Source organism: Actinomadura sp. (assembly GCF_044508335.1).
Taxonomy (GTDB): Bacteria; Actinomycetota; Actinomycetes; order Streptosporangiales; family Streptosporangiaceae; genus Spirillospora.
The window spans coordinates 17,143-42,728 of record NZ_JBIQHY010000022.1 but is presented as its reverse complement, the minus strand read 5'-3'; the positions used below and the strand labels follow the sequence as shown (position 1 = coordinate 42,728).

Genomic DNA, 25,586 nt, shown 5'->3' with positions numbered 1-25,586 from the left:
TCAACCTGCCCCGGAACCCGGACCACGTTACTCGCGTGCCGGGGCCGCCGTGACGCGACTACCCTTGATTGCATGTCCTCGTCAAGCCGTCACATCTTGACCGCGCCCGCCTGGCCGTACGCCAACGGGCCCCGTCACATCGGGCACGTCTCCGGTTTCGCGCTGCCCGCCGACATGTTCAGCCGCTACCAGCGGATGTCGGGCAACAAGGTCCTGATGGTCAGCGGCACCGACGAGCACGGCACGCCGATCCAGGTGCAGGCCGACAAGGAGGGCGTGAGCGCCCGCGAGCTGGCCGACCGGTACAGCTCCGTGATCGCCGAGGACCTGCACGGCCTCGGCATGACCTACGACCTGTTCACCCGGACGACTACGCTGAACCACTACGCGGTCGTCCAGGAGATCTTCAAGGGCCTGTACGACAACGGGTACATCTTCCCGACCACGACGATGGGCGCGATCTCGCCGTCCACGGGCCGCACCCTGCCGGACCGCTACATCGAGGGCACCTGCCCGATCTGCGGGTACGACGGGGCGCGCGGCGACCAGTGCGACAACTGCGGCAACCAGCTCGACCCGATCGACCTGATCAACCCGGTGTCGCGGATCAACGGCGAGAAGCCGAAGTTCGTGGAGACCGAGCACTTCATGCTCGACCTGCCCGCGTTCACCGACGTCCTCGGCGAGTACCTGCGCAGCAAGCAGGGCCAGTGGCGCCCGAACGTGGTGAAGTTCTCGCTGAACCTGCTGGACGACCTGCAGCCGCGCGCGATCAGCCGCGACCTCGACTGGGGCGTGCCGATCCCGCTGGACGGGTGGCGCGACAACCCGGCCAAGAAGCTGTACGTGTGGTTCGACGCGGTCATCGGCTACTTCTCCGCGTCGGTGGAGTGGGCGAAGCGGGCCGGCGACCCGGAGGCGTGGCGCGCCTGGTGGCAGGACCCGGACGCCCTGTCCTACTACTTCATGGGCAAGGACAACATCGTCTTCCACACCGAGATCTGGCCGGCGATCCTGTTCGGTTACAGCGGCCGGGGCGACAAGGGCGGCACGCCGGGCTCGCTGGGCCCGCTGAACGTCCCGACCGAGGTGGTCTCGTCGGAGTTCCTGACGATGGAGGGCAAGAAGTTCTCCTCGTCGCGCAACGTCGTCATCTACGTGAAGGACTTCCTGGAGCGGTACGACGTCGACGCGCTGCGCTACTACGTCGCGGTCGCCGGGCCCGAGAACCAGGACACCGACTTCACCTGGGCCGAGTTCGTCCGCCGCAACAACGACGAGCTGGTCGCGGCGTGGGGCAACCTCGTCAACCGGTCGGTGAACATGGCGGCGAAGAACTTCGGCGCGATCCCGGAGGCCGGCGACCTCACCGACGCCGACCGGGCGCTGATGGAGCGCAGCCGCAACGCGTTCGCCGCCGTGGGCGCCGAGCTGGGCCGGTCCCGGTTCAAGAACTCGATCACCGAGGCGCTGGACGTCGTCCGCGACGCCAACCGGTACCTGTCCGACCAGGCGCCCTGGAAGCTCAAGGACGACCCCGAGCGCGTCAAGTCGATCCTGCACACCGCCCTCCAGGTGGTGGACGACGCCAAGACGCTGCTGACCCCGTTCCTGCCGAACTCGTCGCAGAAGGTCTACGAGATGCTCGGCGGCGAGGGCGTGTGGAGCGGCATGCCGCGGCTGGAGACGGTGTCGGAGGAGGGCGGCCCCGACTACCGCGTCCTCACCGGCGACTACGCGACCGAGGCGCGCTGGGAGTCCAGGCCGATCAAGCCGGGCGTGCCGCTGTCGAAGCCGACCCCGCTGTTCAAGAAGCTCGACGCGTCCGTCGTGGACGAGGAGCTCGCCAGGCTGGAGAACACGTGACCCGAGAGGGGGACGGGCAGGCCTCGCGTTCCTATCCGCCGCTGCCCGAGCGCCTGCCCGTCGACGTCTTCGACAGCCACTGCCACCTCGACATCGTCGAGACGCCGGTCGACGAGCAGCTGAAGGCGGCGAAGGCGGCGGGGATCGCGCGGATCGTCACGATCGGCTGCGACCTGCCGTCCTCCCGGTTCGCGGTGGAGGCCGCCGCCGAGTTCGACGACGTGTACGCGGCGGTCGCGATCCACCCGAACGAGACCACGGGCGTCTCCGGGGCCGTCCTGGAGGACGTCGCGCGGCTGGCCGCGCACCCGAAGGTCCGCGCGATCGGCGAGACCGGGCTGGACTACTACCGCGACTGGGCGCCCAAGGACGACCAGCACCGGTCGTTCCGCGCGCACATCGAGATCGCCAAGCGCACGGGCAGGGCGCTGGTCATCCACGACCGCGAGGCCCACGACGACGTCCTCGCGATCCTGGCGGAGGAGGGCGCGCCGGAGAGGGTGGTCTTCCACTGCTTCTCCGGCGACGCCCGGATGGCCGAGATCTGCGCCGAGCACGGCTATGTGATGAGCTTCGCGGGGAACATCACGTTCAAGAACGCGGAGCCGCTGCGCGAGGCGCTGCGGGCCGCGCCGCTGGACCTGCTGCTCGTGGAGACCGACGCGCCGTTCCTCACCCCCGTCCCGCACCGGGGCAAGCCGAACGCGTCCTACCTGATCCCGCACACGGTCCGCGCGATGGCCGAGGTCAAGGGCGTGGACGTGGCGGAGCTGTGCACGGCGATCGCCGCGAACGGGGAGCGCGTCTTCGGCCCCTGGTGAGCCGCGGCCCAGGGGCGCTCGGCCGCGGCCGATCACGATTCCGGTGGGGACGGATCCGCCTGCCGTGACGGTGCGTCGGAGCCGGGACGCATCACCCGCATGGGGCTTCTGAGGGCGATGAGGTGGCGGACGACGCCCGGTGCCTCTAATCTCTGGCCCATCGAGCGGGCGCCCCCGAGCCCGGCCCCCCTGGAGGAAACCCCCGTGCTTCCGAACGCAGTCCGTCGCGCACCCATGCTCCCGGCCGTGTCCGTCGTGCTGGCGGCGGCGATGCTGGCCACGGCGTGCGGCGGGGACGGCTCGGCCGGGCCGAAGGGCACCGCGCCCGCCGCGGACGCGCCGGACGCGGGCACGCCCCAGCCGCGCAAGATCCTGATCGTCGTCGACGGCAAGAAGGCCGAGACGATGACGACGGGCGGCACCGTGCAGCAGGTCCTCGAACAGGCGAAGATCGCCCTCGGCCCGTACGACCTGGTCAAGCCGGCCGTCGACCAGCCGCCCGGGGACGTCATCAAGATCATGCGGCTGCTGTCCGCGCCGAAGCTGAAGGTCGTCAAGACGCCCGCGAAGACGATCCGGAAGAACAGCTCGTCGGTGCCGCCGTGGAGCGAGAAGGTGCTGCGGGAGGGCCGGGACGGCATCAAGATCGTGAAGTGGGCGTACGTGCGGCGCAAGGGCAGGAAGGTCCCCAAGATCATCGCGCAGAAGGTGAAGCGCAAGCCGGTCGCGCGGATCCTCGCGGTCGGCCCGAAGTCCGCGGGCACCGGCGCGGCGGCGAAACTGAACTGGGCGGGGCTCGCCAAGTGCGAGTCCGGCGGCAACCCGAAGGCCGTGAACCCGGCCGGCTACTACGGCCTCTACCAGTTCTCCCTGGCCAGCTGGGCGTCGGTCGGCGGCAAGGGCAAGCCGTCCGACGCCAGCGCCGACGAGCAGACCTACCGCGCGCAGCTCCTCTACAACAAGGTCAACGGCCGCTGGCAGGGCCAGTGGCCCAACTGCGGCAAGTACCTGTTCTCCTGAGCCCCGGCCGAGCTGGGACAATCACCGGATGGGGGAGACACGGGGGCTGCTCGGCCCGGCGGACGTCCGGGAACTGGCGGCGCGGCTCGGCATCAGGCCGACGAAGACGCTCGGGCAGAACTTCGTCATCGACGCCAACACCGTCCGGCGGATCGTCCGGGCCGCCGGGCCGTCGCCCGACGACGTCGTCATCGAGGTGGGGCCCGGGCTGGGGTCGCTCACCCTCGCGCTGCTGCCGGAGGTGCGGCGCGTCGTCGCGGTCGAGATCGACCCGGCGCTCGCCGCGGAGCTGCCCGCCACCGTCGCGGCCCGCGCCCCCGGTCTCGCGGAGCGGCTGGAGGTGGTGCGCGCCGACGCGATGAAGCTCGCGGACGTGCCGGGGCCGGCCCCCACCGCGCTCGTCGCGAACCTCCCCTACAACGTCGCCGTGCCCGTCGTCCTGCACCTGCTGGCCGCGCTGCCGTCGCTGCGGACCGCGCTGGTCATGGTGCAGGCCGAGGTCGCCGACCGGATGACCGCCGCGCCCGGCTCCAAGATCTACGGGGTGCCGTCGGTGAAGCTCGCCTGGTACGGGGAGGCGCGCCGCGCCGGGGCCGTCGGCCGCGCCGTGTTCTGGCCCGCGCCGAACGTCGACTCCGGGCTCGTCGCGTTCACCCGCCGCGAGCCGCCGCCGACCGCGGCGTCCCGGGAGGAGGTGTTCGCGGTGGTCGACGCCGCGTTCGCGCAGCGCCGCAAGACGCTGCGCGCCGCCCTCGCGGGCTGGGCGGGCTCCGCGGCCGCCGCGGAGGAGGCGCTGCGCGCCGCGGGCGTCGATCCGCGGGCCAGGGGCGAAGCGCTGGACGTGGCCGCCTTCGCCCGGATTGCCGAGTATGGTCCTTCACGCCGGGGAGGTCGCTCCCCGAACCCCTAGGCGGACGTTTCCCCCGGGGCGGGCCCCGCGCGGAGCGGGCGGCACAACACCAGCACGAGCCGGAGGTCGATGTGAAGGCGCGTTCGCGGACGGCGCGGACCAGGATGCCCCTCCTGGGGAGGCGGGCGTCCCTCGCGGGGACCGCGCTGCTCGCGGCCGCGGGCATGATCGCGACGGTGGCGGCCGGGTGCCGGGACGGCGCGGGCGCGGCACCGAAGATCACCACGACGGCGCGGGCCGGGGTCGCGCCGGTCCCGCCGAAGGAGGGCGCCTACTTCGGGGCCTGGGTGCCGCCCGAGGGCACCGGGCGGCCGCCGGCGTCCGGGAGCCCGTCCGCGCGCCCGTCCGCGCCCGGGGCGTCCTCCGGGCCGGCGTCGGCGTCGCCGTCCGGCAGGGACGCGGGCAAGCCGGGCATGGCCCCCGTCGTGGGCTTCGAGAGCCGCCTCGGCCGCCGGCTCGACATCGTGCAGAGCTACCGGAGCTGGAAGGGCGACTTCCCCGGCGACCTGGAGAAGTCCGTCGCGGACGGCAACCGGTACCTCCTGCTGACCTGGGGCGGCGCCGACACCCGGAAGATCGTCCAGGGCGAGTACGACGATCTCATCGCCAAGCGCGCCCGCGCCGTGAAGGCCCTCGGCAAGCCGGTGTTCCTGCGCTGGTCGCGGGACATGGACCGGGCGTCCGCCGGGAAGCGCGTCCACTCCCCGCAGGACTTCGTCGCCGCGTGGAAGCACCTGCGGGAGGTGTTCAAGCGGGAGAAGGTCGACAACGTCGCGTGGGTGTGGTGCCCCACCGCCCGCGGGTTCGGCGGCGCCGACGCCGGCTCCTTCTACCCGGGCGACGACCAGGTCGACTGGATCTGCGCCGACGCCGAGCCCGGCGCCGACTACGACTACCGCGACCTGTCCGAGGCCGTGAAGCTGTTCATGCAGTGGGCCCGCAAGCACAAGAAGCCCATCATGATCGCCGAGTTCGGGGTGCCGAAGTCCTACGGCCCGCGCCGCGCCGAATGGCTCCGCGAGGCCGCCAAGACCCTGCAGGACCCGCAGGTCAAGGCCGTCGTCTACTTCAACTCCGACGAGCAGGCCGAGAACGCCCGCGACAAGCGCCGCGCCTACTCGGTGAACGGGGACAAGCACGCGATGTCGGCGCTCCGCGAGCTGGCGACGACCCCGTACTTCAACCCGCGCAACCTCCCGGTGACCAGCGGCGGGTGATATGTCCACCCGGCGGGGACGCCCCGCCTGCCCCCGGCAGGGCCATTTGCCAATAGGGTTTCCGACGTGAGCGCAGTGAGGGTACGCGTCCCCGCCAAGGTCAACCTGCAGCTCGGCGTGGGGCCGGTCCGCGACGACGGCTACCACGACCTGGTCAACGTCTTCCACGCCGTGTCGCTGTTCGACGAGGTGACGGCCGAGCCGGCCCCGCGGCTGGAGGTGCGCGTGCAGGCCGCGCCGCACTCGCGGGTCGACGTCGGCGGCGTCCCGGCCGGCGACGGCAACCTCGCGGTGCGGGCGGCCCGGCTGGTCGCCGGCCGGCTCGGCGTCGAGCCGCGGGTCGCGCTGCGGATCCGCAAGGCGATCCCCGTCGCGGGCGGCATGGCGGGCGGCAGCGCCGACGCCGCCGCCGCGCTCGTCGCCTGCGCGCGGCTCTGGGACGACCGGGAGCAGCCCGCGCTGTCCCGCGACGACCTGATGGAGATCGGCGCGGACCTCGGCAGCGACGTCCCGTTCGCCGTCCTCGGCGGCACCGCGGTCGGCGTCGGCCGCGGCGAGCGGCTCACCCCCGCCCTCACCCGCGGAACCTTCCACTGGGTGTTCGCCACCGCCGACGGCGGCCTGTCCACGCCCGCCGTGTACGGCGAGTGCGACCGGCTCCGCGCGGAGGCGGGTCGGGCGGCCCCGCGGCCCGAGGTGTCCGAGGGGCTGATGACCGCGCTCGCCACCGGCGACGCGAAGGGGCTCGGCGCCGCGCTGTACAACGACCTGCAGCCCGCGGCGCTGTCGCTGCGCCCGTCGCTGCGCCGCACCCTGGACGCGGGGCGCGACCTCGGCGCGGTCGGCGCGCTCGTCTCCGGCTCCGGCCCCACCTGCGCGTTCCTCGCCGAGACCGCCGAGGACGCCGCCGACCTCGCGGACGCCCTGGACGGGGCGGGCGTCGCCGAGCAGATCGTCCGGGCGTTCGGCCCGGTCCCCGGGGCCACCCTGATCTGAGCCGGGGGCTGCGGCCGGGGCCTGAGCCCGGGGGAGCCCGCGCTGTGAACCTCCTGTGCGCGACGGGCGTCCCACTCTCCGTGACAGCCATTTCCTGCCGCACCGATCCCCCCGGCGAGGTGGAGCGATGACGATCCTGTCCGGCCTGCTCGGTCTGGTCGCGCTCGTCATGATGGCGACGCTCGTCGTCCTGGCCGTGCGCCGCGACCGTGACATACGCCACAACGCCCCTGGCGCCACCGCGCGGGCCGCTACTGTGCGAGGCCGTGCCGGGGACCGCTCCGCACCCCCGGCCGTCCGCTGAACCACGGCGACGTGCGAGGCCGGCCATGCGAGGCAGGCCATGCGAGGCCGCTATGAAGGGAGCGCGGGGATGAGCCTGCTGTTCTTGCTGGTGCTGGTGGGCCTGGTCCTTCTCGTGCTGGCCGGGGTCGTGATCGTCTTGGTCGCAGCCGTCAGCAGGAGCCGTGCCTCCGCCCCGCCCGCCTACGGGCAGCAGGCGTACGGCCAGGACCAGCAGCCCTATGGGCACGGCGGGCAGGGGTACGGCCAGCCGGGACATCCGCCCGCGCAGCCGCCCCCCGCGCCGCCGCAGGGTCCGCCGGACGCGCCGCAGGGCTGAGCGCGCGGCACGGGCGTTCGAGCGGCCCGGCGGGGGCAATAGGGTTGACGGTGCCGTGAATCTGATCAACCTTGAGAACGTCGCCAAGTCCTACGGGCCCCAGCCGCTGCTCGACTCGGTGTCCCTCGGTCTCGACGAGGGCGACCGCGTCGGCGTCGTCGGCCGCAACGGGGGCGGCAAGAGCACCCTCGTCTCCGTCCTCGCCCGCGAGACCGAACCCGACGCCGGGCGCGTCACCCACGCGCGGGGGCTGCGGCTCGGCTACCTGACGCAGCGGGACGCGTTCCCGGAGGGCGCGACGGTCCGGTCCGTCGTGCTGGGGGACCGCGCCGAGCACGAGTGGGCGGGGGACGTCCGCGTCCGCGACATCCTCGCCGGGCTGCTCACCGGCCTCGACCTGGACGCGCCGGTCGCCGGCATGTCCGGCGGCGAGCGCCGCCGCGTCGCGCTGGCCCGGCTCCTCGTCCCCGAGTCCGACCTGCTGATGCTGGACGAGCCCACCAACCACCTCGACATCGAGGCGATCGACTGGCTCGCCCGCCACCTGAAGGACCGCAGGGTCGCGCTGCTCGTCGTCACCCACGACCGCTGGTTCCTCGACGAGGTCACCGACCGGACGTGGGAGGTCGTCGACGGCCGCGTCGAACGCTACGAGGGCGGCTACTCCGCCTACGTCCTCGCCAAGGCCGAGCGCGCCCGGATCGCCGCCGCCACCGAGGCCAAGCGGCAGAACCTGCTCCGCAAGGAGCTGGCGTGGCTGCGCCGCGGCCCGCAGGCCCGCACGTCCAAGCCGAAGTTCCGGGTCGACGCGGCGCAGGCGCTCATCGCCGACGAGCCGCCGCCGCGCGACTCGGTGGAGCTGACCCGGTTCGCGACCGCGCGGCTCGGCAAGACCGTCTACGACGTCGAGGACGTCACCGTCGAGCTCGGCGGCCGTGAGCTGTTCCGCCGCATGACGTGGCGGCTCGGGCCCGGCGACCGGGTCGGCCTCGTCGGCGTCAACGGCAGCGGCAAGAGCACCCTGCTGCGCCTGCTCGACGGGACCGTCCGGCCCGTGTCGGGGGAGGTGGTGCAGGGCAGGACCGTCCAGCTCGCGCACCTGTCGCAGAACCTGGAGGAACTCGACCCGTCCCGGCGCGTCCTGGAGTCGGTCGAGGAGATCCGCCGCCGCATCACCGTCGGCAAGCGCGAGTGGACGGCGAGCCAGCTCCTCGAACGGCTCGGCTTCCCCGGCGACCGGCAGTGGACGCCCATCGCCGACCTGTCCGGCGGGGAGCGCCGCCGCCTGCAGCTGCTCCGGCTGCTGATGGGCGAGCCCAACGTCCTCCTGCTGGACGAGCCCACGAACGACCTCGACATCGAGACGCTCACCGAGGTCGAGGACCTCCTCGACGGATGGCCGGGCACGCTCGTCGTCGTCAGCCACGACCGCTACTTCCTGGAGCGCGTCACCGACCACGTGGTCGCGCTGCTCGGCGACGGCCGCGTGTCGCTGCTGCCCGGCGGGGTCGACGAGTACCTCGAACGGCGCGCCGCCGGGACGGCGCCCGGGCCGGGCGCCGCGCCCGCCGCCGAGAAGAAGCCGGCGCAGGCGAAGCCCAAGGGCGGGCAGGACTGGAAGGCGCGCAAGGAACTCGACCGGCTCGAACGGCGCCTGGAGAAGCTCGCCGCGCAGGAGGCCGGCCTCCACGAGCAGCTCGCCGCGCACGCCACCGACTACGAGAAGCTCCAGGAGCTGGACGCCCGGCTGCGCGAGATCCAGGCCGAGGCCGCCCGCGTCGAGGAGGAGTGGCTGATGCTCGCCGAGGATCTCGGCTAGCAGGACGGCCGCTGGAGTAACCGGCCCCGACCGGGGATCATCCCTCAATGACGACTTGGATCATCAAGACGGACGCGCCCGGCGACGGCCCGCGGCTCGCCGTCAAGGACGCGGTCGACGTGGCCGGGCTGCCCACCACGGCGGGCTGCCGCGCCGTCGCCGAGCGCGCCGGACCCGCCGCCGCCGACGCGCCCGTCGTCGCCTCCGCCCGCGCCCAGGGCGCCCGCATCGCCGGCAAGGCCAACCTGAACGAGCTGTGCATGGCCGCCGACGGCGTCAACCCGTGGTCCGGGACGCCGGTGAACCCGCTCGACCCGTCCCGGGTGCCGGGCGGCTCGTCCAGCGGCTCCGCCGTCGCCGTCGCCACCGGCGAGGCCGACGTGGCGCTCGGCACCGACACCTCCGGGTCGATCCGCATCCCCGCGGCGTGCTGCGGCGTCGCCGGGCTGAAGACGACCGCCGGGCGGGTGCCGCTGGAGGGCGTCCGCCCGTTGTCGCCGACCCTGGACGTCGTCGGGCCCCTGGGACGCGACGTCGCCGCCGTCGTGCTCGGCATGGGCCTCATCGAGCCGGGTTTCACGCCCGTTCCGTACGACGGGTCATTGCCGGTCGCGCGGCTCCGCGTGCCGGGCGTCGAGCCCGCGATCGACGCGGCCGTGGACGACGCGCTGCGCCGCCTCGGGCCCGTCGCCGACGTGACGTCCGCGCACTACGAGGAGGCCGCCACCGCCAACGGCGTCATCGTCAGCGTCGAGGGCTGGGAGCAGAACGGCCATCTGCTCGCCGATCCCGGCAAGCTGAGCGGGCGCATCCACCGGCGCATCCAGCAGATGAAGGACGTGTCCGAGGCCGGGATGACCGGCTGGGCGCTCGGCGTGCGCAGGTCGCTGCGCGCCGAGCTCGACGCGATCCTCGCCCGGTACGCGGCGATCGCGCTGCCGGTGCTGACCTGCGTCGCCCCCGAACCCGGCGAGGCGGACGAGTCCGACCTCCGGCTGACCGCGCTGACGGGACAGGTCAACGTCGCCGGGCTGCCCGCGTTCGCGCTGCCCGTCCCGCTGCCGGGCTCGCACCTGCCGGCGTCCGTCCAGCTCGTCGGCCCGGCCGGGGGCGAGGAGCGGCTCTGCGGGCTGGCCGCCGCCCTGGAGGCCGCGCTCGCCTAGTCCCGGTCGAACGGGACCAGGAGGGTGCGGAGGAGGCCGGCCAGCACGTCCCGCTGCTCGGGGCTGAGGCCCTCAAGGATCGCCTGCTCCCGTTCGAGCAGGTCGGCGAACGCGGCGTCGACGCGGGTCATCCCCGCCTCGGTGAGGCGGACCTGCACGCCCCGCTTGTCCAGCGGGTCGGGATGCCGCTCGACCAGGCCGGCGGCCGCCAGCCGGTCTATGCGGTTCGTCATGGTGCCGGACGTGACCAGCGTCGCCCGCAGCAGCCGCCCGGGGCTCAGCTGGTACGGCGCGCCCGCGCGGCGCAGCGCGGTGAGGACGTCGAACTCCCACGACTCCAGGTCGTGCGCCACGAACACCGCGCGCCGCGCGCGATCCAGATGCCGGGCCAGCCGGGACACGCGGCTGAGAACCTGCAGCGGCCGGACGTCCAGGTCCGGACGCTCGGTCTGCCATGCCTCGACCAGCCTGTCGACCTCATCGCGCATCCCGCAAGCCTATCTGTCTCGACATCAAGACACGCGCCCCGGATCAGCCCGGCAGCGCCGCGCTGATCAGCTTCGCAGCCTCCGGCGCCTGCCGGTACCCCTCCCGGTAGGCCGGCGGCCAGCGCGCCAGGTCGCCCACGTCGTCGCCGAACGCCTCCAGCGCCCGCTCGTCCGGGACGATCCGCACGTCGGCCCCCGCGCCGTCCGACATGTGCGCGAGCGGCTCGACCAGCACGATCGTCCCGGCGCCCGCCGCGAGGGCCGTGTTCGACCCGCCGGCGAACGCCCCGTCCATGTAGGGGCGCCCGCCGATCGTCACCGGCCGGGCGAAGCCCGGCGCGGCGCTGCTCGCCGCCACGGCCGCCGACAGCGGGACGCCGCCGGCCGCGTCCCACACGACCGGCTCGCCCGACGCGACGTCGACGGCGGTGACCAGCAGCCGCCCGGCCGGCCACTCGTCCGTCCCGACCAGGAAGCGCATGCCCGCCCGGTGCCGCTCCTCCGGCAGCGCCCTCGCCTCCAGCGCGAGCCGGCCGATCCGGCGCCTGGCCTCGTCCGGCGCCAGATCCGGGTCGGCGCCCAGCTCGAAGGCCCGCGTCATCGCCGAGAGGTCGGCCGGCGGGCGCGGCCCCCTCGGCGGCAGCTCCGCCAGCTCCGCCAGATCCCGCCGCGTCCTGATCGCGGCCCCGGCGATCGCGCCCGCCGACGTGCCCACGATCAGGTCCGCGCCCGCGGGGTCCGCGCCCGCCTCGCGCAGCCCCGCCGCGAGGCCGAGCAGCCACGCCGTCCCGACCGGGCCGCCGGGGCCGAGGACCAGTGCCCATCCGTTCGCCGTCATGAGGGCGAGCCTAGGAACCCCGGGCCGCGCGGTACATCGGCCGCTGGACGTAGGCCGCAGGACTCTTGACATCAAGATATGGGGCCGGGCATGCTGTGTCTTGATGTCGAGAGAAAATGGCGCCGTGTGGGATCCCGCGCAGTACGGGATCTTCGGCGGTGAGCGCGCGAGGCCGTTCGCCGAGCTCATCGCGCGCCTCGACGCGCACCTCGGCGGGGCCGAGCCGGCGCGCGTCGCCGACCTCGGCTGCGGCAGCGGCGAGCTGACCGCCGCCCTCGCCGCCCGCTGGCCCGGCGCCGTGATCGACGCCCTCGACAGCTCACCCGAGATGATCGGCGCGGCACGCGAGCACGAGATCCCGGGGCGGCTCCGCTTCCGGGTCGGGGACGTCGCCGCCTGGGAACCCGACGGGCCCGTCGACGTCATCGTGTCCAACGCCGTCCTGCACTGGGTTCCCGAGCACCTCGACCTGCTGCCCCGATGGGTCGGCGCCCTGGCGCCCGGCGGGCACCTCGCCTTCCAGGTCCCCGGCAACTTCGGCGCGCCCAGCCATGCCCTGCTGCGCGAACTCGCCCGCTCCGACCGATGGCGCGCCGAGCTCGGCCGCCTCCAGCGGGACGCGCCCGTCCTCGACCCCGCCGGGTACCTCGACCTCCTCGCCCGCCACGGATGCTCCGTGGACGCCTGGGAGACCACTTACGCGCAGGTGCTGCAGGGTGACGACCCCGTCCTCGAATGGGTCAAGGGCACCGCGCTGCGGCCCGTCCTCACCGCCCTCGACCCGGACGAGACCGGCGAGTTCCTCGCCGCCTACCGCGAGCGGCTCCGCCGCGCGTACCCCGCCGCACCGTACGGCACCGTGTTCCCGTTCAGGAGGATCTTCGTGATCGCCACCCGGAACACCACCTAGACGGGATGCCGCCCGCCCGACGAGGGAAGCGACTCGTTCCCCTGCGGTGCCGACTCGGACGGAAGGGCGGCGTCCGCAGATCCCGGACTCGCGACCCGAGCCCGGCGACCCCTGGCCGGTGGCCGGCCGGATGAACTCCGGGCGGCCACCGGCCGCCGCGTCCGCGTCAGGTCGAGGCTTCGGCGACCCCGTCCAGGTCGCGGCGCGCCCGCCGCCGCTCCTTCTCCGCCTTCGCCGCCGCCTTCTCCTCGGCCTTCACCAGCTTCGCCGCGGCCTTCTCCGCGCGCCGCTCCTGCCGCTCCCGCTCCTTGCGGCGGCGGCGCGGGTCCAGCGACGGCTTCGGCTCCAGCGCCGACAGCCCGTTCCACGCGAGGTTCACCACGTGCGCGGCGACCTCCTCCCGGCGCGGCTTGCGGACGTCCAGCCACCACTGGCCCGTCATCGCGACCATGCCGACGAGCATCTGCGCGTACATCGGCGAGAACTTCTCGTCGTAGTCGTGCCGGTCGAACTCCTGCGCGAGGACGTACTCCACCTCGCCCGCGATCTCGCTCAGCAGGCTCGCGTAGCTGCCGGTGCCCGTCCCGCCGTGCGAGTCGCGGACCAGGATCCGGAACCCGTCCGGATGCTCCTCGATGTACTCCAGCAGCGCCAGCGCGGCCTTCTCCAGCTTCCCGCGGTAGTGGATCGCCGAGGCCAGCGAGTCCGTGACGAGCTTCAGCAGCCGCTCGAACTCCCGGTCGACGACGACCGCGTAGAGGCCCTCCTTGCCGCCGAAGTGCTCGTACACGACGGGCTTCGACACGCCGGCCGCGGACGCGATCTCCTCCACCGAGGTGCCGTCCAGGCCGCGCTCGGCGAACAGCGAACGGCCGATGTCGAGGAGCTGCTCGCGGCGTTCCTTACCGGTCATCCGCTTTCTGCGCGGTCTGGGAGCGGGTTCTGTCACGGGATCAATTGTGACGGTCAAACCGGCTGCTTCGCGCGTTTCGCCGCCAGCCTGTCGCTGTTCGGCCACCGGACGTCGTACGCCCAGCCCGCCTTCTCGAAACCCTGGATGATCCGCGCGCTGATGTCGACCTGCCCCTTCAGCACCCCGTGCCGCGCGCACGTCGGGTCGGAATGGTGCAGGTTGTGCCACGATTCGCCCAGCGACGGGATCGCCAGCCACCACACGTTGCGGGACTTGTCCCGGACCTCGAACTCCTCCTTGCCGAAGGTGTGGCAGATCGAGTTGATCGACCACGTCACATGGTGGACCAGCGTGATCCGGACGAGCCCGGCCCAGAACAGCGCGGTCAGGAAGCCCGCCCACGACATCGTGATCAGCCCGCCGAGCACCGCCGGCAGCAGGAACGACACCGCCACCAGCCCCGGGAACGCCCCGTGGATGCGCCGGATGTCGCGGTCGTTCAGCAGGTCCTTGGCGAACCGCTGCTTGGACGTCCGGTTGGCGTCGAACAGCCAGCCGTAGTGCGCCCACAGCAGCCCCTTCGTCAGCGCCTTCCAGTCGTCGCCGAACCGCCAGGGCGAGTGCGGGTCGAACTCCTTGTCGGAGTGCTTGTGGTGCCGCCGGTGGTCGGCGACCCACGTGATCACCGGCCCCTCGATCGCCATGCTGCCCGCCAGCGCCAGGAAGATCTTCAGGCCCCGCCGGGCCTTGAACGACCCGTGCGTGAAGTACCGGTGGTACCCGACCGTGATGCCCGCGGCGGACAGCAGGTAGAACACCGCCGTCAGGACGACGTCCGTCCAGCCGAGGAACCGGCCCCAGGCGAGCGGGACCGCCGCGAACAGCGCGAGGAACGGCACGCCGGTGAACACCGCGATGAGCACCCGTTCCGCGTTGCCCCGCGATACGGGCTGGATCTCGGGCCGCGGCCGCCGGCGAGGAGGATCCACGGTTGGAGCAGTTGTCATGCGTCACCACTTCCTGTGACTAGAGGCAGTCCTTACCTACGCCAACGTAACCTACGGAACCGTAGGTTGGACAGGTTCGACCGGTAAAATCGGGGGGAAACTGCCTCTCAGGCCATAAACCCCTCCCGCACCCCGCCCCCGGAGCGCTGCGGAAACACTCCGTGGCAGGGACGAGCCAGGGCGGGCCGAGCCTGCGCCATGAGCTTGCTCGCAGACCCGTGGCTCGAGGTGCTCTGTGGTGGACGTTCTAAACCGATTCGGGTAATTCGGTCAGGATGCCCCGGCGGGGGAGTCGGCGCTCCGCCGCCCGGAGTCCGCTCTCGCGTCACCGGGAATCAAGTGGGTCTCGATGTGCGCGTGTCGGTATCGTTGAGCCCGGTCGGCTCGGGCTGCTGTCCGAACTGTCCGCATTGATCCGGCGTGGTGTAATCGGCAGCACAAGGGTTTTTGGTGCCCTTAGACAAGGTTCGAATCCTTGCGCCGGAGCCGTGTGGAGCGTCCCCCCAGGTGCGGGCCGGGAGCGGGGGACGGGGTGACAGGTCGCAGGTGGGCGGTATCCTGCCCGTGTCGGGTGCGTTCCGGCCTGCCGTGGTTCGATCCCGCAGGCGGGCGCGTCCGAGACCGATCCCGTCCGCGATGCCGAGGAGCCTCCTTGTGAGCGCTGCGAGCCGACCGGCCGCCGTCATCGTTCTCGCCGCGGGCGAGGGCACCCGGATGAAGTCCCGCAAGTCGAAGGTCCTGCACGAGCTGTGCGGGCGCAGCATGCTCGGGCACGTGCTGGCCGCCGCGCGGCACCTGGAGCCGGAAAGGCTCGTCGTGGTCGTCGGGCACCGGCGCGAGCAGGTCGTCGGGCACCTCGCCGAGCACGCCCCCGACGCCGAGGCCGTCGTCCAGGAGCACCAGGGCGGCACCGGGCACGCGGTGCGGATGGCGCTGGAGGAGACCGGCGCGCTGGACGGCACCGTCGTGGTCACCAACGGCGACCACCCGCTGCTGCGCGGCGAGACGCTGCGGGAGCTGGTGCGGGTGCACGAGAGCGAGGGCAACGCCGCGACCGTCCTGACCACCGAGATGCCGGACGCGACCGGGTACGGGCGCATGGTCCGCGCGGCGGACGGCAGCGTCGAGGCGATCGTCGAGCACAAGGACGCCACCGAGGCGCAGCGGGCGATCAAGGAGATCAACGTCGGCATGTACGCCTTCGACGGCGTCCTGCTGGCGGACGCCCTGAAGCGGGTGACCACCGACAACGCGGGCGGCGAGGAGTACCTCACCGACGTGGTGGCGATCGTGCGCGGCGACGGCCACCGCGCCGGCGCCCACCTCGTCGCCGACTGGGTGGAGACCCAGGGCGTCAACGACAAGGTCCAGCTCGCGCAGGCGCGCAGGCAGCTGAACGACCGCATTCTCGAAGCGCACATGCGGGCCGGCGTGACGATCGTCGATCCGGCGTCCACGTGGATCGACGTCGATGTGACGGCGGAGCCCGACGCGGAGGTCCTCCCGGGGACGCAGCTGCACGGGAGGACCCACCTGGGCGAGGGCTCGCGGGTCGGGCCCGGGTGCACGCTGACCGACACGCGGGTCGGCGCGGGCGCGACCGTGATCAACGCCGTGTGCGTGGAGGCGGAGATCGGGCCCGAGGCGTCCGTGGGGCCCTACGCCTACCTGCGGCCGGGCACGCGGCTCGCGCGGAGGGCCAAGGTCGGGACGTACGTCGAGACGAAGAACGCCGACATCGGCGAGGGCACGAAGGTGCCGCACCTGACCTACGTGGGCGACGCCGAGATCGGCGAGGGCTCGAACATCGGCGCCAGTTCGGTGTTCGTGAACTACGACGGCGTGCGGAAGCACCGCAGCGTGATCGGGTCGCACGTGAAGATCGGCAGCGACAACATGATCGTCGCGCCGGTGGCGGTGGGCGACGGCGCCTACACCGCGGCCGGGTCGGTGATCGTCCAGGACGTCCCGCCGGGGGCGATGGCGGTCGCGCGGGCGCGGCAGCGCAACGTCGAGGGCTGGGTGGAGCGGAAGCGGCCGGGGACCCCGGCGGCGGAGGCGGCCCGGCGTGCGAAGGACGAGGGCGCGCCCTAGCGCGGGCCCCGGTGAGGACCTCCCCGCCGCCGAGGCGGGGACGTGGAGGACAGCGGCGTCTTCCGAGGACAACAGAGCGACCCCGTGTGCCGGACTCTTGCGTGCGCGGGGAGTGGGGACAACAACCCACATGTAAGGCACAGTTCCATTGAGGGGGAGTTGTCAGAGGTGAGTGGGATCAAAGCGAGCGGTCAGAAGAAGCTGATGCTCTTCACCGGCCGAGCCCACCCGGACCTGGCCAGGGAAGTCGCCGACAACCTCCACATCGAGCTGACTCCGACGTCCGCGTACGACTTCGCCAACGGTGAGACGTTCGTGCGCTTCCTGGAGTCCGTCCGCGGCTCGGACGCCTTCGTGATCCAGAGCCACACGGCTCCGATCAATCAGTGGATCATGGAGCAGCTGATCATGGTGGACGCGCTGAAGCGGGCGTCCGCCAAGCGGATCACCGTGGTGGCGCCGTTCTTCGGGTACGCGCGGCAGGACAAGAAGCACCGGGGCCGCGAGCCGATCTCGGCGCGGCTGATGGCGGACCTGTTCAAGACGGCGGGCGCCGACCGGCTGATCACCGTCGACCTGCACACCGCGCAGATACAGGGCTTCTTCGACGGCCCGGTGGACCACCTGTTCGCGCTGGACCTGCTGGCCCGGCACTTCGAGAGCCGGCTGGACACCTCGCAGGTGACGGTGGTCGCGCCGGACGCGGGCCGGGTGCGGGTCACCGAGCGGTGGTCGGACCGGCTGGGCGGCGTGCCGATGGCGATCATCCACAAGAAGCGCGACCCGGACGTGGCGAACGAGGTGAAGGTCTTCGACGTCGTCGGCGAGGTGGAGGGCCGCACCTGCGTGGTGGTCGATGACATGATCGACACCGGCGGGACGATCGTGAAGGCGGCGGACGCGCTGTTCGAGCAGGGCGCGGCGCGGGTCGTGGTCGCGGCGACGCACGGCGTGCTGTCGGGTCCGGCGGTGGACCGGCTGAAGAACTCGCGGATCTCCGAGGTGGCGCTGACGAACACGCTGCCGATCCCCGAGGACAAGCAGTTCGACAAGCTGACCGTCCTGTCGATCGCCCCGCTGGTCGCCCGTGCGATCAACGAGGTCTTCAGCGACGGCTCGGTCACCAGCCTCTTCGGCGGGCACAGCTAGCCGGCCGCGAAGGCGGGGCTCTGGCTTGGGGCGCGGTGCCGATCGGCTAGACTCTGTGAATCGCGCATGCCTCCGGGTCGTTTCAGTGCGGTGCCGACGCAGGAGCCGCACTCCCCGGGGGACGCAACGAATCTTTGAGGTCGCCCGCCCGTGGTCGGCGTGCGAGGATCGCAACTGTCCGTAGCGGACGTCCGGGCGCCGGACGGCCGTGGATCGCAACAAGCAGGGAGTTTTCGCCGTGTCCGAGGTACGCATCGCCGCCGAGCCGCGCACCGAGTTCGGTAAGGGTGCCGCGCGGCGCACCCGCCGGGCCGGCAGGGTGCCCGCCGTCCTCTACGGTCACGGCACCGACCCGCAGCACATCTCGCTGCCGGGCCACGATCTGATGCTGGCGCTCAAGACCCCGAACGTGCTGCTGACCATCGAGGGGCTCGGCAACGGGACGGAGCTGGCGCTGCCGAAGGACGTGCAGCGCGACCCGATCAAGGGGTTCCTGGAGCACGTCGACCTGCTGCTGGTGAAGCGCGGCGAGAAGGTCGTCGTCGACCTGCCGGTGAACGTCGTCGGCGACGTGGTCGCGGGCGGGCAGGTGGCGCAGACGGCGGTGGAGATCTCCGTGGAGGCGGAGGCCACCCACATCCCGGAGTCGGTCGACCTCGACATCACCGGCCTGGAGATCGACACGCAGGTGCTCGCGAAGGACTTGAAGCTCCCGGAGGGGACGACGCTGGCCGCCGACGAGGAGACGCTGATCCTGCAGATCTCCGACGCCACGGCGGCGACGGAGCCGGAGACCGCGGCGGAGGCCGCGGAGGGCGAGGGCGCGCCGGCCGCCGAGGGCGAGGCCGAGCCCGCCGCCGAGTGACGCAGGCGCGGCCGCGCTCAGCCGGTCGCAGTGGTTCTTTCCATGGCCCCCGCGGGTGTGCGCACCGGCGGGGGCCGTGCTCGTGCGTGAGGAGTTCGGGTGAGCGCGGATCTCTGGCTGGTGGTGGGGCTGGGCAACCCGGGCCCGTCGTATGCGCGGAACCGGCACAACGCGGGGTTCATGGTGCTGGACGTGCTGGCGGCGCGGGCCGGGGGCCGGTTCAAGTCGCACCGGGCGCGGGCGGAGGTGCTGGAGGGCCGGCTCGCGGGGGCGCGGGTGGTGCTGGCGAAGCCGCGGTCGTTCATGAACGAGTCGGGCGGGCCCGTGAAGGGGCTGTGCGACTTCTGCAAGGTCCCGGTGGAGCGGCTGATCGTCGTCCACGATGAGCTGGACATCCCGTTCGGCGCGGTGCGGCTGAAGCGGGGCGGCGGTGACAACGGTCACAACGGGCTGCGGTCGGTGACGAAGTCGCTCGGGTCGAGGGAGTACCTGCGGGTGCGGTTCGGGGTGGGCCGGCCGCCGGGGCGGATGGACGCGGCGGCGTTCGTCCTGAAGGACTTCTCCGCGGCGGAGCGCAAGGACCTCGACCTGGAGCTGGACCGGGCGGCGGACGCGGTGGAGGCGCTGATGGCGGACGGGCTGGCCGTGGCGCAGAACGTCTTTCACGCGAGCTGACCGGATCCGGCCACGGATCGCTCTGGACAGACGGCGGCCATACCCCCGGTCGCATTCCTTTTGTCCGGATAAGCCCAAATTCCCGGACGTTGCCGGGGCGATGGCCGCGTTCCCGCCGTGACCACGGCAAAGCACCCGTAAGATGCTGCTCGAACGAGGTTCCAGGTGCATGTGAACCTGAGGCGACGTTCAACCGTCTTCGGTGTGAATCGCGCTGACGGGGCGCGTGTTACAGGGGATTGGTGAGTGGTCTATGGCCGTCGTTGACAAGGTTCAGGCCGAGTCATCGACCCGCCATGAGCAGGGGCGCGCGCCGTCGCAGAACTGGAGTGTCAGATACCGCCGGGTCGCGAAGTGGCTCGACGTCCTCAGCATGCTGATGGCCGGCGTGATCGCGTTCGTGCTGCGGTTCCCGGGCGTCCCGACGGAGCTGAACGCGCCGTACGTGGCGCTGACCGTCCTCCTCCCCGTCGTGTGGCTGCCGACGCTGATGCTGTGCCGGGCGTACCAGCCCCGGTACATCGGCGTCGGGTACGAGGAGTTCCACCGGGTGCTGCGCGCCGGGTTCATCCTGACCGCGGCCGTCGCGATCGTCGCGTACGCGACGAAGACCGAGGTGGCGCGCGGCTACGTGGTGATGGCGCTGCCGCTCGGCACGCTGCTCGCGCTGACCGCCCGGTACCGGCTGCGCAAGCGGCTGCACAAGAAGCGCTGGAACGGCGAGTGCATGCGGCGCGTGGTCGCGGTGGGGCACCGGACGTCGGTGGCCGACCTGATCCGCGAGCTGCGCAAGAAGCGCTACCACGGCATGGACATCGCGGCGGTGTGCCTGCCGCCCGCGCTCGCGTCCGGCGACGACGCGGTCGCCGAGGTGGAGGGCGTCCCGGTGATGGGCGACTTCGCGCAGGCCGCGGCGGTCGCCGAGCGGATCGGCGCCGACTCGGTGGCGGTGCTCGCCTGCCCGGAGATGGACGGGGTGGCGCTGCGCCGGCTGGCGTGGCAGATCGAGCGCGACGACATCGAGCTGGTGGTGGCGCCCGCGCTGATGGACGTGACCGGCCCGCGCATCTCGATCCGGCCGGTGTCGGGGCTGCCGCTGCTGCACGTGGAGCACCCGGAGCTGGACGGCGGCCGCAAGGTCTTCAAGAGCCTGTTCGACCGGACGGCCGCGCTCGCCGGGCTGCTGGTGCTGAGCCCGCTGATGCTGATCGTCGCGCTGCTGATCAAGCTGACCAGCGCGGGCCCGGTGATGTTCCGGCAGACCCGGGTCGGGCGCGGCGGCCGGGAGTTCACCGTGCTGAAGTTCCGCACGATGGTGCAGGACGCCGAGGCCCGCAAGGTCGAGCTGATGCAGCTCAACGAGAACGACGGCGTGCTGTTCAAGATCCGCGAGGACCCGCGGATCACCCGGGTGGGGCGCTGGCTGCGCCGCTACTCGCTGGACGAGCTGCCGCAGCTGTTCAACGTGCTGCGCGGCGACATGTCGCTGGTGGGCCCGCGCCCGCCGCTGCCGGAGGAGGTCGCCCAGTACGGCGGCGACGTGTACCGGCGGCTGGTGGTGAAGCCGGGGCTGACGGGCCTGTGGCAGGTGAGCGGCCGCTCGGACCTGTCGTGGGAGGAGTCGGTGCGTCTCGACCTGCGCTACGTCGACAACTGGACGTTCGCGATGGACCTGCAGATCATGTGGAAGACGTGGTCCGCGGTGTTCCGGGGCTCCGGCGCCTACTGAGGGGACCCGGGCATCGGGCCGGCTCGGGTATGCATGAGAAAGTAGATCGAACAGACCATTCGAGTCGGGAATGTGATCAGCGGATGACGGATGTGGACGACCACGCGCTGGCGGCGGAGCTCGCCGGCGCGGCGGGGCGGCTGCTGCTGGGCGTGCGGGACGAGGTCGGGTTCGCGGACGCGCGGGTCCTGAAGGACACCGGCGACCTGCGGGCGCACGAGTACCTCATGGCGGCCCTCGCGGAACGCTGTCCCGGCGACGCCGTCCTGTCCGAGGAGGGCCGTTCCTCCGTCGCGGGGAAGCGTTCGAAGGGCGACGACCGCGCGCCGACCCGCAACACGTCCGCGGCCGGGCGGCGCGCCGCCCGCCGGGTGTGGATCGTCGATCCGCTGGACGGGACTCGCGAGTTCTCCGAGGAGGGCCGCCGCGACTGGGCCGTCCACGTCGCGCTGTGGGAGCGGGACGAGTCCGGGCGGGGCAGGCTGGCCGCCGGCGCGGTGGCGCTGCCGGCGCAGGGCCTGACGCTGCGCACGGACGCGACGGGCGGCGCCGCCCTCGTCCGCACGGAGCCGGGGGAGCCCGGCCCGGAGGCGGGCGGCGCGGGCGCCGTGCAGCCGCGGGAGGTGCCGCTGCACGTTCCGGCGCCGGACGCGGGCAAGCTGCGCATCGCGGTGAGCCGCACGCGCCCGCCCGAGTTCGTCCGGCAGCTGGCGGAACGGCTCGCGGCCGCGGGGCCGGGGGGCGCGGGGGATCCCGCCGCGGGCGGCATGGACGTGGAGCTGGTGCCGATCGGCTCGGCGGGGGCGAAGATCTCCGCGGTGCTGCTCGGCGAGGTCGACGCGTACGTGCACGCCGGCGGCCAGTACGAGTGGGATTCGGCGGCGCCGGCGGCGGTGGCGCTCGGCGCGGGGGCGCACGCGTCCCGGGTCGACGGGTCGCCGCTGGAGTACAACCGGGAGGACCCGCGGCTCCCGGATATCCTGGTGTGCCATCCCGAGTCGGCGCCGACGCTGCTGACCGGCATCGCCCCTCTCCTCGCCGGGGGGCGCGGGGGGCCTTCCCCCCGCAAGGGGGAAGTGAGCGGCGCACTGCCCGGCTGAATCCGGGAGTGAATCGCGATCGGCCGCGGTTCGTCCCTGTGGGACGTCGCGTCCCGCGGCCACCGGTTGCATCTGCCAGAGAGCGTGGAGAGAGCCCCAGACCATGCAGCGTTCGGATTATCTGCTGTCCCAGTTGGACGTCCTTGAAGCCGAGTCGATCCACATCTTCCGGGAGGTGGCGGCCGAGTTCGAACGGCCGGTGCTGCTGTTCTCCGGCGGCAAGGACAGCCTGGTCATGCTGCGCCTCGCCGAGAAGGCGTTCTGGCCGGCGCCGATACCGTTCCCGGTGATGCACGTCGACACCGGGCACAACTTCCCCGAGGTGATCGAGTTCCGCGACCGGCGGGTCGCCGAGCTGGGCGTGCGGCTGGTGGTGGCGTCGGTGCAGGACGCGATCGACAGCGGCCGGGTGGCCGAGCAGAAGGGGCGCCGGGCGTCCCGGAACCGGCTGCAGATCGTGCCGCTGCTGGACGCGATCGAGGAGCACCGGTTCGACGCGGCGTTCGGCGGGGCGCGGCGCGACGAGGAGAAGGCCCGCGCCAAGGAGCGGGTGGTGTCGTTCCGGGACGAGTTCGGCCAGTGGGATCCGAAGAACCAGCGCCCGGAGCTGTGGAACCTGTTCAACACCAGGATCCAGCAGGGCGAGCACGTCCGGGTGTTCCCGCTGTCGAACTGGACGGAGCTCGACATCTGGGACTACGTCCGCCGGGAGCGGCTGGAGCTGCCCTCGATCTACTTCGCGCACACCCGCCGCGTGTTCGAGCGCGACGGGCTGCTGCTGGACGCCGAGACGGGCTTCGCGAACCGCGGCGACGACGAGCCGGAGTTCGAGGCGACGGTCCGGTACCGGACGGTCGGCGACGCGTCCTGCACGGGCGCGGTGAAGTCGTCGGCGGCGACGCTGGACGAGGTGATCGAGGAGATCGCGGCGACCCGGATCACCGAGCGGGGCCAGACCCGCGCCGACGACCGGACGAGCGAGGCCGCGATGGAGGACCGCAAGAAGGAGGGCTACTTCTGATGGCCGGGAACGAGCCCGCTCAGGCGGGGCCGGCGGGCAAGCCGATGGACCTGCTGCGGTTCGCCACCGCCGGCAGCGTGGACGACGGCAAGTCGACGCTGATCGGCCGGCTGCTGTTCGACTCCAAGTCGATCTTCGAGGACCAGCTGGAGTCGGTGGAGCGCACGAGCACCGAGCGCGGCGAGGAGTACACGAACCTGGCGCTGCTCACCGACGGCCTGCGCGCCGAGCGGGAGCAGGGCATCACGATCGACGTCGCCTACCGGTACTTCGCGACGCCGCGCCGCAAGTTCATCATCGCGGACACGCCGGGGCACATCCAGTACACGCGGAACATGGTGACGGGCGCCTCGACCGCCGACCTCGCGATCATCCTGGTGGACGCCCGCAAGGGCATCCTGGAGCAGTCGCGCCGGCACGCGTTCCTCACCACGCTGCTGCAGGTGCCGCACCTGGTCGTGGCGATCAACAAGATGGACCTCGTCGACTACGACCGCGCCGTCTACGAGCAGATCGTGGACGAGTTCACCGCGTTCGCCTCCAAGCTCGACATCACCGACCTGACGTTCATCCCCATCTCCGCCCTGCACGGCGACAACGTCGTGGAGCGCAGCGTGAACATGCCGTGGTACGAGGGGTCGTCGCTGCTGCACCACCTGGAGCACGTGCACATCGCGTCCGACCGGAACCTGATCGACGTGCGGTTCCCGGTGCAGTACGTGGTGCGGCCGCACGCCTCGACCGACCCCGAGCTGCACGACTACCGCGGCTACGCGGGGCAGGTCGCGGGCGGCGTGCTGAAGCCGGGCGACGAGGTCGTGCACCTGCCGTCCGGGCTGACCACGACGATCACCCATATCGACGGGCCGTCCGGGCCGGTGGAGCAGGCGTTCTCCCCGATGTCGGTCGTCCTCCGGCTCGCCGACGACATCGACATCTCCCGCGGCGACATGATCGCGCGGCCCAACAACCGTCCCGAGACCGCCCAGGACCTCGACGCGATGGTCTGCTGGATGACCCCGGACCGCACCCTCGCCCCGCGCTCCAAGCTGGTCATCAAGCACACCACCCGCACCGCGAAGACGCTGGTGAAGGACCTGCACTACCGGCTGGACGTCAACACCCTGCACCGCGACGAGGAGGCGGCGTCGCTCGGCCTGAACGAGATCGGCCGGGTCTCGCTCCGCGTCACCCAGCCGCTGTTCGTGGACGACTACGCCCGCAACCGGCTCACCGGCGGCTTCATCCTGATCGACGAGGCCACCAACAACACCGTCGCCGCTGGCATGATCATCGGCGCGCGCTGACCGTACGCCGCGGGGCCGCCCGGCCCCGCGGCGCCGCCCTCCCCTCCGACCCCCGACCTAGGCAGGCCCTCGATGCCCCCATCCGTCGGCGTCGTCCTCCCGACGCACAACCGGCCGGAGCTGCTGCGCCGCGCGCTGGAGTCCGTCCTCGCGCAGGACTACGAAGGCGAGCTGCGCGCGGTGGTCGTCTTCGACCGCGCCGAGCCGGACATGTCGCTCGCGGGCGACCGCGTCGAGGTCATCGCCAACACCCGGGAGCCGGGCCTCGCCGGCGCCCGCAACTCCGGCATCCTCGCGCTGGACACCGACCTCGTCGCGTTCTGCGACGACGACGACCAGTGGCTGCCCGGGAAGCTGGCCGCGCAGGTGAAGGCGCTCGAAGGCGAGCCGGACGCGGTGCTGTGCAGCTCCGGCATCCTCATCGACTTCGACGGGCGCGAGCTGCCCCGGCTGGCCGGAACCGGGCGCGTCACCTACGACGCGCTGATCCGCGACCGGATGATGAGCGTCCACTCGTCCACCTACGTGGCGCGCCGCGAGCCGCTCATCGACATCGGCATGGTGGACGAGACGATCCCCGGCAGCCAGGGCGAGGACTGGGACCTCGCGCTGCGCGCCGCCCGCCGCCACCCGGTGGTGAACGTCGACGAGCCGTACGTCCGGGTCCTGTGGGGCCTGACGTCGTACTACGCGCAGGCGTGGGAGACGAAGGTGGCCGCGCTGGAGTGGTTCCTGGAGCACTACCCGGAGATCGGGAAGGTGCCGGGCGCCGCCGGGCGCGTCTACGGCCAGCTCGCCTTCGGCTGCGCGACCGTCGGCCGCCGCAGGGACGCGCTGCGCTGGTCGGCGCGCGCCATCAGGGCCAACCCCGCCGAGCGCCGCGTGCCGTTCGCGCTGGCCGTCGCGTCCGGTGTCGTGTCCGGCAAGCGGGTCCTGCTCGCCCTGCACACCCGGGGCCGCGGCATCTGACGCGAGCCGTACCGATTCCCGGGCTTTCGCCACCTTTCCCGACGTCGCGCCGGTACTGTCATCACCCGTCGCAGTGCTAGAAGGAGC

24 protein-coding genes and 1 tRNA gene are annotated in these 25,586 nt (G+C 72.5%); 21 read left to right on the top strand and 4 right to left on the bottom strand.

Annotated features, from left to right (window positions below; all coding sequences use genetic code 11):
• The first annotated feature begins 72 nt into the window (after nucleotides 1-72).
• The 10 genes from metG to ACIWVC_RS11135 all read left to right on the top strand — a co-directional run bounded on the left by metG (nucleotide 73) and on the right by ACIWVC_RS11135 (nucleotide 10,434).
• Nucleotides 73-1,866: a methionine--tRNA ligase gene (gene metG / locus ACIWVC_RS11180; protein WP_396449672.1), complete on the top strand. Its 1,794-nt coding sequence runs from the start codon at nucleotides 73-75 to the stop codon at nucleotides 1,864-1,866.
• Entirely contained in the window at nucleotides 1,863-2,687 is an 825-nt protein-coding gene (locus ACIWVC_RS11175; RefSeq protein ID WP_396449671.1) for a TatD family hydrolase, read from the top strand. Before metG ends, ACIWVC_RS11175 begins: the two co-directional genes overlap by 4 nt.
• 246 nt (nucleotides 2,688-2,933) lie before the next feature.
• On the top strand, nucleotides 2,934-3,707 hold the full coding sequence (locus ACIWVC_RS11170) for a transglycosylase family protein (RefSeq protein WP_396449670.1): 774 nt from the start codon (nucleotides 2,934-2,936) through the stop codon (nucleotides 3,705-3,707).
• A gap of 28 nt (nucleotides 3,708-3,735) precedes the next feature.
• Entirely contained in the window at nucleotides 3,736-4,617 is an 882-nt protein-coding gene (rsmA, locus tag ACIWVC_RS11165; RefSeq protein WP_396449669.1) for a 16S rRNA (adenine(1518)-N(6)/adenine(1519)-N(6))-dimethyltransferase RsmA, read from the top strand.
• Between the two features lie 104 nt (nucleotides 4,618-4,721).
• Nucleotides 4,722-5,834: a glycoside hydrolase family 26 protein gene (locus tag ACIWVC_RS11160; RefSeq protein WP_396449668.1), complete on the top strand. Its 1,113-nt coding sequence runs from the start codon at nucleotides 4,722-4,724 to the stop codon at nucleotides 5,832-5,834.
• A gap of 75 nt (nucleotides 5,835-5,909) precedes the next feature.
• Nucleotides 5,910-6,830, top strand: a complete 921-nt coding sequence (locus tag ACIWVC_RS11155; RefSeq protein WP_396449675.1) for a 4-(cytidine 5'-diphospho)-2-C-methyl-D-erythritol kinase — start codon at nucleotides 5,910-5,912, stop codon at nucleotides 6,828-6,830.
• Nucleotides 6,831-6,957: 127 nt separating this feature from the next.
• Nucleotides 6,958-7,134, top strand: coding sequence for a hypothetical protein (locus tag ACIWVC_RS11150; RefSeq protein WP_396449667.1), 177 nt, complete (start codon nucleotides 6,958-6,960; stop codon nucleotides 7,132-7,134).
• Nucleotides 7,135-7,203: 69 nt separating this feature from the next.
• Nucleotides 7,204-7,452: a hypothetical protein gene (locus tag ACIWVC_RS11145; protein ID WP_396449666.1), complete on the top strand. Its 249-nt coding sequence runs from the start codon at nucleotides 7,204-7,206 to the stop codon at nucleotides 7,450-7,452.
• Nucleotides 7,453-7,507: 55 nt separating this feature from the next.
• On the top strand, nucleotides 7,508-9,271 hold the full coding sequence (locus ACIWVC_RS11140; protein WP_396454103.1) for an ABC-F family ATP-binding cassette domain-containing protein: 1,764 nt from the start codon (nucleotides 7,508-7,510) through the stop codon (nucleotides 9,269-9,271).
• A 47-nt stretch (nucleotides 9,272-9,318) separates the two neighbouring features.
• A complete protein-coding gene (locus ACIWVC_RS11135; RefSeq protein WP_396449664.1) occupies nucleotides 9,319-10,434 on the top strand; it encodes an amidase in 1,116 nt (371 codons plus the stop codon).
• Here the strand turns inward: ACIWVC_RS11135 and ACIWVC_RS11130 are convergent.
• Both ACIWVC_RS11130 and ACIWVC_RS11125 read right to left on the bottom strand, forming a co-directional pair.
• Complete coding sequence (locus ACIWVC_RS11130) at nucleotides 10,431-10,922, bottom strand: MarR family winged helix-turn-helix transcriptional regulator (protein ID WP_396449663.1); 492 nt, start codon at nucleotides 10,920-10,922, stop codon at nucleotides 10,431-10,433. The genes ACIWVC_RS11135 and ACIWVC_RS11130 overlap by 4 nt on opposite strands.
• Before the next feature lie 43 nt (nucleotides 10,923-10,965).
• Complete coding sequence (locus ACIWVC_RS11125; RefSeq protein ID WP_396449662.1) at nucleotides 10,966-11,760, bottom strand: patatin-like phospholipase family protein; 795 nt, start codon at nucleotides 11,758-11,760, stop codon at nucleotides 10,966-10,968.
• A gap of 124 nt (nucleotides 11,761-11,884) precedes the next feature.
• Here ACIWVC_RS11125 and ACIWVC_RS11120 point away from each other — a divergent pair, with 124 nt between their 5' ends.
• The gene (locus tag ACIWVC_RS11120; protein ID WP_396449661.1) at nucleotides 11,885-12,670 is read left to right on the top strand and encodes a trans-aconitate 2-methyltransferase; all 786 of its coding nucleotides are present in this window, start codon (nucleotides 11,885-11,887) and stop codon (nucleotides 12,668-12,670) included.
• 166 nt (nucleotides 12,671-12,836) lie between these two features.
• On the opposite strand, the gene ACIWVC_RS11115 is transcribed toward ACIWVC_RS11120, so the two are convergent.
• Together ACIWVC_RS11115 and ACIWVC_RS11110 are read right to left on the bottom strand one after the other, a co-directional pair.
• Complete coding sequence (locus tag ACIWVC_RS11115) at nucleotides 12,837-13,583, bottom strand: TetR/AcrR family transcriptional regulator (protein WP_396449660.1); 747 nt, start codon at nucleotides 13,581-13,583, stop codon at nucleotides 12,837-12,839.
• 53 nt (nucleotides 13,584-13,636) lie between these two features.
• On the bottom strand, nucleotides 13,637-14,590 hold the full coding sequence (locus ACIWVC_RS11110; protein ID WP_396449659.1) for an acyl-CoA desaturase: 954 nt from the start codon (nucleotides 14,588-14,590) through the stop codon (nucleotides 13,637-13,639).
• A 414-nt stretch (nucleotides 14,591-15,004) separates the two neighbouring features.
• Here ACIWVC_RS11110 and ACIWVC_RS11105 point away from each other — a divergent pair.
• The 10 genes from ACIWVC_RS11105 (at nucleotide 15,005) to ACIWVC_RS11060 (ending at nucleotide 25,499) form a co-directional block, all read left to right on the top strand.
• A tRNA-Gln gene (locus ACIWVC_RS11105) sits at nucleotides 15,005-15,076 on the top strand.
• 168 nt (nucleotides 15,077-15,244) lie between these two features.
• The gene (gene glmU / locus ACIWVC_RS11100; RefSeq protein ID WP_396454101.1) at nucleotides 15,245-16,684 is read left to right on the top strand and encodes a bifunctional UDP-N-acetylglucosamine diphosphorylase/glucosamine-1-phosphate N-acetyltransferase GlmU; all 1,440 of its coding nucleotides are present in this window, start codon (nucleotides 15,245-15,247) and stop codon (nucleotides 16,682-16,684) included.
• Between the two features lie 168 nt (nucleotides 16,685-16,852).
• Nucleotides 16,853-17,833, top strand: coding sequence for a ribose-phosphate diphosphokinase (locus ACIWVC_RS11095; RefSeq protein WP_396449657.1), 981 nt, complete (start codon nucleotides 16,853-16,855; stop codon nucleotides 17,831-17,833).
• 238 nt (nucleotides 17,834-18,071) lie between these two features.
• A complete protein-coding gene (locus tag ACIWVC_RS11090) occupies nucleotides 18,072-18,698 on the top strand; it encodes a 50S ribosomal protein L25/general stress protein Ctc (RefSeq protein ID WP_396449656.1) in 627 nt (208 codons plus the stop codon).
• Nucleotides 18,699-18,797: 99 nt separating this feature from the next.
• On the top strand, nucleotides 18,798-19,373 hold the full coding sequence (gene pth, locus ACIWVC_RS11085) for an aminoacyl-tRNA hydrolase (protein WP_396454099.1): 576 nt from the start codon (nucleotides 18,798-18,800) through the stop codon (nucleotides 19,371-19,373).
• Nucleotides 19,374-19,626: 253 nt separating this feature from the next.
• Nucleotides 19,627-21,102 (top strand): sugar transferase, encoded by a 1,476-nt coding sequence (locus tag ACIWVC_RS11080; RefSeq protein ID WP_396454098.1) that lies wholly within the window; start codon nucleotides 19,627-19,629, stop codon nucleotides 21,100-21,102.
• An 83-nt stretch (nucleotides 21,103-21,185) separates the two neighbouring features.
• Nucleotides 21,186-22,202, top strand: coding sequence for an inositol monophosphatase family protein (locus ACIWVC_RS11075; protein ID WP_396449653.1), 1,017 nt, complete (start codon nucleotides 21,186-21,188; stop codon nucleotides 22,200-22,202).
• 103 nt (nucleotides 22,203-22,305) lie between these two features.
• The gene (gene cysD, locus ACIWVC_RS11070; RefSeq protein WP_396449652.1) at nucleotides 22,306-23,223 is read left to right on the top strand and encodes a sulfate adenylyltransferase subunit CysD; all 918 of its coding nucleotides are present in this window, start codon (nucleotides 22,306-22,308) and stop codon (nucleotides 23,221-23,223) included.
• Nucleotides 23,224-23,267: 44 nt separating this feature from the next.
• Nucleotides 23,268-24,530, top strand: coding sequence for a sulfate adenylyltransferase subunit 1 (locus ACIWVC_RS11065; RefSeq protein WP_396449674.1), 1,263 nt, complete (start codon nucleotides 23,268-23,270; stop codon nucleotides 24,528-24,530).
• Nucleotides 24,531-24,602: 72 nt separating this feature from the next.
• Nucleotides 24,603-25,499 (top strand): glycosyltransferase family 2 protein, encoded by an 897-nt coding sequence (locus ACIWVC_RS11060; RefSeq protein WP_396449651.1) that lies wholly within the window; start codon nucleotides 24,603-24,605, stop codon nucleotides 25,497-25,499.
• The last annotated feature ends 87 nt before the right edge of the window (nucleotides 25,500-25,586 follow it).